The organism is Streptomyces sparsogenes subsp. cuspidosporus, from assembly GCF_039532705.1.
GTDB classification, from domain to species: Bacteria; Actinomycetota; Actinomycetes; order Streptomycetales; family Streptomycetaceae; genus Streptomyces; species Streptomyces sparsogenes.
This window is the reverse complement of sequence record NZ_BAAASD010000096.1, coordinates 1-8,113: the sequence shown is the minus strand read 5'-3', so window position 1 is coordinate 8,113 and position 8,113 is coordinate 1. Positions and strand designations below refer to the sequence as shown.

Sequence of the window (8,113 nt, the reverse complement as noted above, 5' to 3'; positions counted from 1 at the left end):
CTTCACAGCCGTGCACACGCAGGACACACGCAGGACTCGTCCCGGGTACTGGGCCTCGCCCCGCGCCCACAGGGCGGCCAGGGCGGTGGCCCGCGGCCCGGCGGCGGTCCCGGCGGTCCCCGGCCGACCCCGGGCGCGATGCCGCGTCCGCAGGGCGCCGCGGGCGGTCCCCGTCCGGGCGGCGGTCCCGGCGGCCCGCGTCCCAACCCGGGCATGATGCCGCAGCGTCCCGCCGCGGGCCCGCGTCCGGGTCCCGGCGGCGGTGGCCGCGGTCCCGGCGGTGCCGGTCGTCCCGGCGGCGGCGGTCGTCCGGGCGGCGGCTTCGCCGGCCGTCCCGGTGGCGGCGGCGGTGGCGGCCGTCCCGGCTTCGGCGGCCGTCCGGGTGGTCCCGGCGGCGGCGGTGGCGGCGGCGGCTTCGGTGGCGGCGGTGGCCGTCCCGGCTTCGGCGGCCGTCCGGGTGGTCCCGGTGGCCGTGGTGGCACGCAGGGCGCCTTCGGCCGTCCCGGCGGCCCGGCGCGTCGTGGCCGCAAGTCGAAGCGGCAGCGGCGCCAGGAGTACGAGGCCATGCAGGCCCCGTCGATCGGCGGCGTGATGCTGCCGCGCGGCAACGGCCAGACGGTCCGGCTGTCGCGGGGTGCCTCGCTCACCGACTTCGCGGAGAAGATCAACGCCAACCCGGCGTCCCTGGTCCAGGTGATGTTCAACCTGGGCGAGATGGTCACCGCGACGCAGTCCGTCTCCGACGACACGCTGCAGCTCCTCGCCGAGGAGATGAACTACAACATCGAGATCGTCAGCCCGGAGGAGGAGGACCGCGAGCTTCTCGAGTCCTTCGACATCGAGTTCGGCGAGAACGAGGGCGGCGAGGAAGCGCTCGTCTCCCGTCCGCCGGTCGTGACCGTCATGGGTCACGTCGACCACGGTAAGACCCGACTGCTGGACGCGATTCGCAAGACCAACGTGGTCGCGGGCGAGGCCGGCGGCATCACCCAGCACATCGGTGCCTACCAGGTCGCCACCGAGGTCAACGGCGAGGACCGGAAGATCACCTTCATTGACACCCCGGGTCACGAGGCGTTCACCGCCATGCGTGCCCGCGGTGCCAAGTCGACCGACATCGCGATCCTCGTGGTGGCGGCCAACGACGGTGTGATGCCCCAGACGGTCGAGGCGCTGAACCACGCCAAGGCGGCCGACGTGCCGATCGTGGTCGCGGTCAACAAGATCGACGTCGAGGGCGCGGACCCGACCAAGGTGCGCGGTCAGCTGACCGAGTACGGCCTGGTGGCCGAGGAGTACGGCGGCGACACCATGTTCGTCGACATCTCCGCCAAGCAGGGGCTGCACATCGACGACCTCCTGGAGGCCGTCGTCCTCACCGCCGACGCCTCGCTCGACCTGCGGGCCAACCCCGTCCAGGACGCGCAGGGCATCGCGATCGAGGCCCACCTCGACCGCGGCCGCGGCGCCGTGGCGACCGTGCTGGTCCAGCGCGGCACCCTGCGGGTCGGCGACACGATGGTGGCCGGCGACGCGTACGGCCGCGTCCGAGCGATGCTCGACGACAACGGCAACGCCCTGGACGAGGCGGGCCCCTCGACCCCGGTCCTGGTGCTCGGTCTCACCAACGTCCCGGGCGCGGGCGACAACTTCCTCGTCGTCGACGAGGACCGCACCGCCCGCCAGATCGCCGAGAAGCGCGCGGCGCGCGAGCGCAACGCGGCCTTCGCCAAGCGGACCCGCCGGGTCTCGCTCGAGGACCTGGACAAGGTGCTCAAGGCCGGCGAGGTGCAGCAGCTCAACCTCATCATCAAGGGCGACGCGTCCGGTTCGGTCGAGGCCCTGGAGTCCTCGCTGCTCCAGCTCGACGTCGGCGACGAGGTGGACCTGCGGGTGCTGCACCGCGGTGTCGGTGCGGTCACCGAGACCGACATCGACCTGGCGACCGGCTCCGACGCCATCGTCATCGGCTTCAACGTGCGCGCCGAGGGGCGTGCCACGCAGATGGCCGAGCGCGAGGGCGTGGACGTCCGCTACTACTCGGTCATCTACCAGGTGATCGAGGAGATCGAGGCGGCCCTCAAGGGCATGCTGAAGCCGGAGTACGAAGAGGTCGAGCTCGGTACGGCGGAGATCCGCGAGGTCTTCCGCTCGTCCAAGCTGGGCAACATCGCGGGTGTCCTCATCCGCTCCGGCGAGGTCCGGCGGAACACCAAGGCGCGCCTCATCCGCGACGGCAAGGTCATCGCGGAGAACCTCAACATCGAGGGCCTGCGCCGCTTCAAGGACGACGTCACCGAGATTCGCGAGGGCTTCGAGGGCGGTATCAACCTCGGCAGCTACAACGACATCAAGGTCGACGACGTCATCGCCACCTACGAGATGCGCGAGAAGCCGCGCGGCTGACGCGCTGCTGCTCATCCGGGGCCGGTCGGCGGAGAAATTTCCGTCGATCGGCCCCGGCCATTGCGTGTACGGTTTCGGAGTCTGCACAGCGATGCACGACGGCCGAGCACGTACACCGAAGGCCCCACGGGTGGCTTGACCCGGACCGCATGTATGTAGGGACGCTGTCCTTCGACCTCCTCCTCGGCGACGTACGGTCGCTGAAGGAGAAACGCTCCATCGTCCGCCCGATCGTCGCCGAGCTGCACCGCCGCTACGCGGTGAGCGTGGCGGAGGTCGGCGACCAGGACCTGTACCGCAGGGCCGAGATCGGCCTCGCGGCGGTCTCCGGGGACGCGAGCCACCTCACGGACGTACTCGACCGCTGTGAGCGCTGGGTCGCCGCCCGGCCCGAGGTGGAGCTGCTGTCGGTACGGCGCCGGTTCCACGGCGCGCACGATGAGTAAGCGCGTGATCGCGTGAGCGTCAGAGCGCGCGAGCGTGTGAGTGCGTGAGCGTGTGAGCGCGTGACGGGCCGAGCGTCCCCGATGACCGATTGACGAACCGAAGAAGAGAGAAGAAGACGCATGACCGACACCGCGCGGGCACGCAAGCTGGCTGACCGCATCCGGGTCGTGGTCGCGGAGACCCTGCAGCGGCGGATCAAGGACCCGCGGCTCGGCTACGTCACGATCACCGACACCCGGGTCACCGGTGACCTGCGGGAGGCGACCGTCTTCTACACGGTTTTCGGCGACGACGAGGAGCGGGCGGCCTCCGCGGCGGCCCTGGAGAGCGCCAAGGGCGTGCTGCGGTCCGAGGTCGGCCGGCAGACCGGGGTGCGCTTCACCCCGTCCCTGACGTTCGTCCCGGACGCCCTGCCGGACAACGCCCGGACGATCGACGACCTGCTGGCCAAGGCCAAGGCGGCGGACGCCCAGGTGCGGCAGGCGTCCTCGGGCGCGACGTACGCCGGCGACGCCGACCCGTACCGCAAGCCCGGCGAGGCCTCCGAGGAGGACCAGGAGGCCGAGGAGGCCGCCGAGGGCCCCGGCGCGGCCGGCAGCACCGACGGCAAGGGCTCCCCGGACGCATGACGCGCGACACCGCACGGGCCCGCTCCGCGGCCCAGGACGGCCTCGTCGTCGTCGACAAGCCGGCCGGCTTCACCTCGCACGACGTCGTGGCCAGAATGCGCCGACTCGCCGGGACCCGGCGGGTCGGCCACGCCGGGACGCTGGACCCCATGGCCACGGGCGTGCTCGTGGTCGGCGTGGAGAAGGCCACCCGGCTGCTCGGCCACCTGGCGCTGACCGAGAAGGAGTACGAGGCGACGATCCGGCTCGGCCAGACCACCGTCACCGACGACGCGGAGGGGGAGATCACCTCCGCCACCGGCGCGACCGGGACCGCCCTGAGCGCCGTCGAGAGCGGGATCGCCGCGCTCACCGGGGACATCCTCCAGGTGCCCTCCAAAGTCAGCGCCATCAAGATCGACGGCAAGCGCTCCTACGCCCGGGCCCGGCAGGGCGAGGACTTCGAGATCCCGGCGCGCCCGGTGACCGTGTCGTCCTTCGCCCTGCACGCCCACCGCGAGACCAAGGCGGAGGACGGCACGCCCGTGCTCGACCTGGACGTCACCGTGGTGTGCTCCTCGGGCACCTACATCCGGGCGCTCGCCCGCGACCTGGGCGCCGGACTCGGCGTCGGCGGCCATCTGACCGCGCTGCGGCGCACCAGGGTGGGCCCGTACGGGCTGGCCGCCGCCAGGACGCTGCCCCAGCTCGAGGAGTCCCTCCGGATCATGCCCATCGCCGAGGCCGCGGCCGCCGCCTTCCCGCGCTGGGAGATCGACGCGGAGCGGGCCCGGCTGCTGGGCAACGGCGTACGGATCGCCATGCTGGCCCGTGAGGAGGCCGGTCCGGTCGCGGTCTTCGGCCCGGACGGGCGCTTCCTGGCCCTGGTGGAGGAGCACAAGGGCCAGGCGAAGAGCCTGGCCGTGTTCGCCTGAGACCACCGGCGCGGGCGGCCGGGACGCCCACCGATGCGAAGCGGACGACGACGACATGGCAGTCTTAGACCTGCGAAGTCGACACACATGAGTTCGGGCGAGGAGCGGGCACAGTGCAGCGCTGGCGTGGCTTGGAGGACATCCCCGAGGACTGGGGGCGCAGCGTCGTCACCATCGGCTCCTATGACGGGGTGCACCGGGGACACCAGGTGATCATCAGCCGTACGGTGGCGCGCGCGCGTGAGCTGGGCGTACCGGCGGTCGTGGTCACCTTCGACCCGCACCCCAGTGAGGTCGTACGGCCCGGCAGCCACCCGCCGCTGCTCGCCCCGCACCACCGGCGGGCCGAGCTGATGGCCGGGCTGGGCGTGGACGCGGTGCTGATCCTGCCGTTCACGGCGGAGTTCTCCCGGCTGTCGCCCGGGGACTTCGTGGTGAAGGTGCTGGTCGACAAGTTGCACGCGCGCCTCGTCGTGGAGGGCCCGAACTTCCGCTTCGGCCACAAGGCCGCCGGAAACGTCGACTTCCTCAAGGAGCTCGGCACCACCTACGACTACGAGGTCGAGGTCGTCGACCTGTACCAGCGCGGGGCGGCGGGTGGCGGCGAGCCGTTCTCGTCCACCCTGGTGCGCCGGCTGGTCGCCGAGGGGGACGTCACGGGCGCCACGGAGGTCCTCGGCCGGCCGCACCGTGTCGAGGGCGTCGTGGTGCGCGGCGCCCAGCGCGGCCGTGAGCTGGGCTTTCCGACGGCCAACCTGGAGACCCTGCCGCACACCGCGATCCCGGTCGACGGCGTGTACGCCGGCTGGCTGACCGCCGAGGGCGAGGCCATGCCGGCGGCGATCTCGGTCGGCACGAACCCGCAGTTCGACGGCACCGAGCGCACGGTCGAGGCGTACGCGATCGACCGCGTGGGCCTGGACCTGTACGGACTGCACGTCGAGGTGGACTTCCTCGCCTACCTGCGCGGCCAGGAGACCTTCTCGTCCATCGAGGCCCTGCTGGAGCGCATGGCGGACGATGTGAAGCGCGCCCGCGAGCTGGTCGAGGCGGCGGGCTCCCCGGAGGCCGCCTTCCGGGCGGACGACGGCCGCTGAACCCTCCCAGCGGATAGCGGGCAGCAGAGAGACGAAGACGCCGGACGGGCTGGAACCAACCCGTCCGGCGTCTGTGGTTCGGGGCCCGGGGCTGAGCGCCCGGGCCGCGCTCAGCCCCGGGAACCCCCGGGCTGCTGCCAGGCCTGGCCCTGCTGCGCGGCCTGCCACGGCTCCCCAGGCCGGCCCTGCTGCGGATAACCCTGCTGACCGGGCTGCGGCTGCCCTGCCTGGGCCTGCCGGCCCGGCTGGGGCTGCTGCCACCCCTGCTGCTGCGCCCCCGGATAGCCGGGCTGGCCGGGCTGGCCGGGCTGGCCGGGTTGCGGATAGCCCGGCTGGGCCGGCTGCGGGTAACCCGGCTGGCCCGGCTGCCCGGGCTGGCCCGGGTACTGCGGCTGTTGCTGCTGCGGGTACGGCGACGGCTGCGGCTGCTGGGGCTGCTGCCCGTACGCCGCGCCGTGCTGCTGCCCCGGCAGCGGCGGCGCCACCTGCGGCGGCTGCTGCTTGCCGTCCGCCGTCCACAGCCCCTGCGCCTGCTGGGCGCGGGAGAAGTCCTCGGCGACCATGGCGGAGAGGTTGAAGTACGCCTCCCGGGTCTTCGGACGCATCATGTCCAGGTCCACCTCCGCACCCGCCGCCAGGTGCTCGTCGAACGGCACGACGATCACGCCGCGGCACCGGGTCTCGAAGTGCGACACGATGTCCTCGACCTTGATCATCTTGCCGGTCTCCCGCACCCCGGAGATGACCGTGATGCTGCGCGAGACCAGATCGGCGTAGCCGTGGGCGGAGAGCCAGTCGAGCGTCGTGCTGGCGCTGCTGGCACCGTCCACGGAGGGGGTGGAGATGATGATGAGCTGGTCGGCGAGGTCGAGGACCCCGCGCATGGCGCTGTACAGCAGGCCGGTGCCCGAGTCGGTGAGGATGATCGGGTACTGCCTGCCCAGCACGTCGATGACGCGCCGGTAGTCCTCGTCGTTGAAGGTCGTCGAGACCGCCGGGTCCACGTCGTTGGCGAGGATCTCCAGGCCGGAGGGCGCCTGCGAGGTGAACCGCCGGATGTCCATGTAGCTGTTGAGGTACGGGATCGCGGTCACCAGGTCGCGGATCGTCGCGCCCGTCTCGCGGCGCACCCGGCGGCCGAGCGTGCCCGCGTCCGGGTTGGCGTCGATCGCGATGACCTTGTCCTGCCGCTCGCTGGCGAGGGTGGAGCCGAGGGCGGTGGTCGTGGTGGTCTTGCCGACGCCACCCTTGAGGCTGATCACCGCGATGCGGTAGCAGGACAGGACGGGCGTACGGATCAGCTCGAGCTTGCGCTGCCGCTCGGCCTCCTCCTTCCGGCCCCCGATCTTGAACCGCGAAGGCCCGCTGTTGTTGTTCTTCTTCGGCTTCTGCTTGCCGCGGATCAGTCGGTCCGAGGACAGCTCGACCGCGGCGGTGTAGCCGAGCGGGGCCCCCGCGCCCTGACCCGCCGGACGCTGCCGCTGTTCCGGGCTGATGACGGGCCAGCCGCCGGTCCGCGGGTCGAGGGGGGAGTCGTTGTTGGTGCCGGGGCTGCTCGCGCCTTCACCGGGGCGCGGGTAGCCGTAGCCGCCCTGCGGGCTCTGCTGCGGATAGCCGTAACCGGCCTGCGGCCCCGCCGGGCCCTGGCCGGGCGCGCCGTGCCCGGGCTGCGGTCCGGGCGTGGCGGCGGGGGTGCCGGTGACCGGGGTGCCGCCGGTGGGGGTGGCGTCGGCGGGCGCGGCGTCGGCGGGGCGCGGGAAGCCGTAGCCGCCCTGCTGGCCGGGTGCGCCGGGCGTGGCCGGGCCCTGTCCGGGCTGGGCCTGCGGGTTGCCCGGTCCCGCGGCCTGCTGCGGGAACCCGTAGCCGCCCTGCGGCGCCGCTGGGCCCTGGCCGGGCGCCCCGGGGGAGGGCTGGGCCGGGCTCGGGCCGGGCGCCCCGGGCTGCGGATATCCATAACCGCGGTGGTCCGCGCCCGGCTGGGCCGGCTGCCCGCCCGGGCCGCCCTGCGGATAGCCGTAACCGGCCTGCGGGCCGGGCGCGGCGGGTCCGGGCGTCGCGGTGGGGGTGCCGGTGACCGGGGTGCCGCCGGTGGGGGTGGCGTCGGCGGGCGCGGCGTCGGCGGGGCGCGGGAAGCCGTAGCCGCCCTGCTGGCCGGGTGCGCCGGGCGTGGCCGGGCCCTGTCCGGGCTGGGCCTGCGGGCTGCCGGGGCCTGCGGTCTGCTGCGGGAAGCCGTAACCGCCCTGCGGCGCCGCAGGGCCCTGGCCGGGTGCGGCCGGGGCCTGTCCGGGCTGGGCCTGCGGGTTGCCGGGGCCTGCGGCCTGCTGCGGGAACCCGTAGCCGCCCTGCCCGGGGGCCGCGGGGGAGGGCTGCGGGCCGGTCGGGGAGCCAGGGGCGGGCTGCCCCTCGGTGCCGGGGGCCGGCGGCGGCCAGGCGGCGGCCTGCTGGGCGAAGGAGCCGTCCCCGGCGGGCCCGCCGGGTGCCTGCTGCGGGGTGTCCGTACGCTGCTGCGGAAGCGGCCCCGGCCCGGCGGCACCGGCGCCCTCGGGCGGCCACGGCGCGCCCGGCGCTGATCCCCGAGTGGGCCCCGGTGGAGAACGCCCCGAACCCGATCAAGACCTAT

Annotated in this window: 7 protein-coding genes; 6 read left to right on the top strand and 1 reads right to left on the bottom strand. The window is 73.7% G+C overall.

Annotated elements, in window-relative coordinates; all coding sequences use genetic code 11:
• The 5 genes from infB to ABFY07_RS42215 all read left to right on the top strand — a co-directional run.
• A partial coding sequence (gene infB, locus ABFY07_RS42235; protein WP_346179548.1) for a translation initiation factor IF-2 occupies positions 1-2,406 on the top strand: 2,406 nt, incomplete at its 5' end.
• A 149-nt stretch (positions 2,407-2,555) separates the two neighbouring features.
• Positions 2,556-2,852 (top strand): DUF503 domain-containing protein, encoded by a 297-nt coding sequence (locus tag ABFY07_RS42230; RefSeq protein ID WP_065965262.1) that lies wholly within the window; start codon positions 2,556-2,558, stop codon positions 2,850-2,852.
• Positions 2,853-2,972: 120 nt separating this feature from the next.
• On the top strand, positions 2,973-3,482 hold the full coding sequence (gene rbfA, locus ABFY07_RS42225) for a 30S ribosome-binding factor RbfA (RefSeq protein ID WP_346179547.1): 510 nt from the start codon (positions 2,973-2,975) through the stop codon (positions 3,480-3,482).
• On the top strand, positions 3,479-4,396 hold the full coding sequence (truB, locus tag ABFY07_RS42220; protein ID WP_346179546.1) for a tRNA pseudouridine(55) synthase TruB: 918 nt from the start codon (positions 3,479-3,481) through the stop codon (positions 4,394-4,396). Before rbfA ends, truB begins: the two co-directional genes overlap by 4 nt.
• A gap of 113 nt (positions 4,397-4,509) precedes the next feature.
• The gene (locus ABFY07_RS42215; protein ID WP_346179545.1) at positions 4,510-5,493 is read left to right on the top strand and encodes a bifunctional riboflavin kinase/FAD synthetase; all 984 of its coding nucleotides are present in this window, start codon (positions 4,510-4,512) and stop codon (positions 5,491-5,493) included.
• 110 nt (positions 5,494-5,603) lie between these two features.
• Here ABFY07_RS42215 and ABFY07_RS43385 read toward each other — a convergent pair whose 3' ends face one another.
• Entirely contained in the window at positions 5,604-6,755 is a 1,152-nt protein-coding gene (locus ABFY07_RS43385) for a MinD/ParA family ATP-binding protein (RefSeq protein ID WP_428837121.1), read from the bottom strand.
• A gap of 396 nt (positions 6,756-7,151) precedes the next feature.
• Here ABFY07_RS43385 and ABFY07_RS43380 point away from each other — a divergent pair, with 396 nt between their 5' ends.
• Entirely contained in the window at positions 7,152-8,063 is a 912-nt protein-coding gene (locus ABFY07_RS43380; RefSeq protein WP_428837120.1) for a hypothetical protein, read from the top strand.
• The last annotated feature ends 50 nt before the right edge of the window (positions 8,064-8,113 follow it).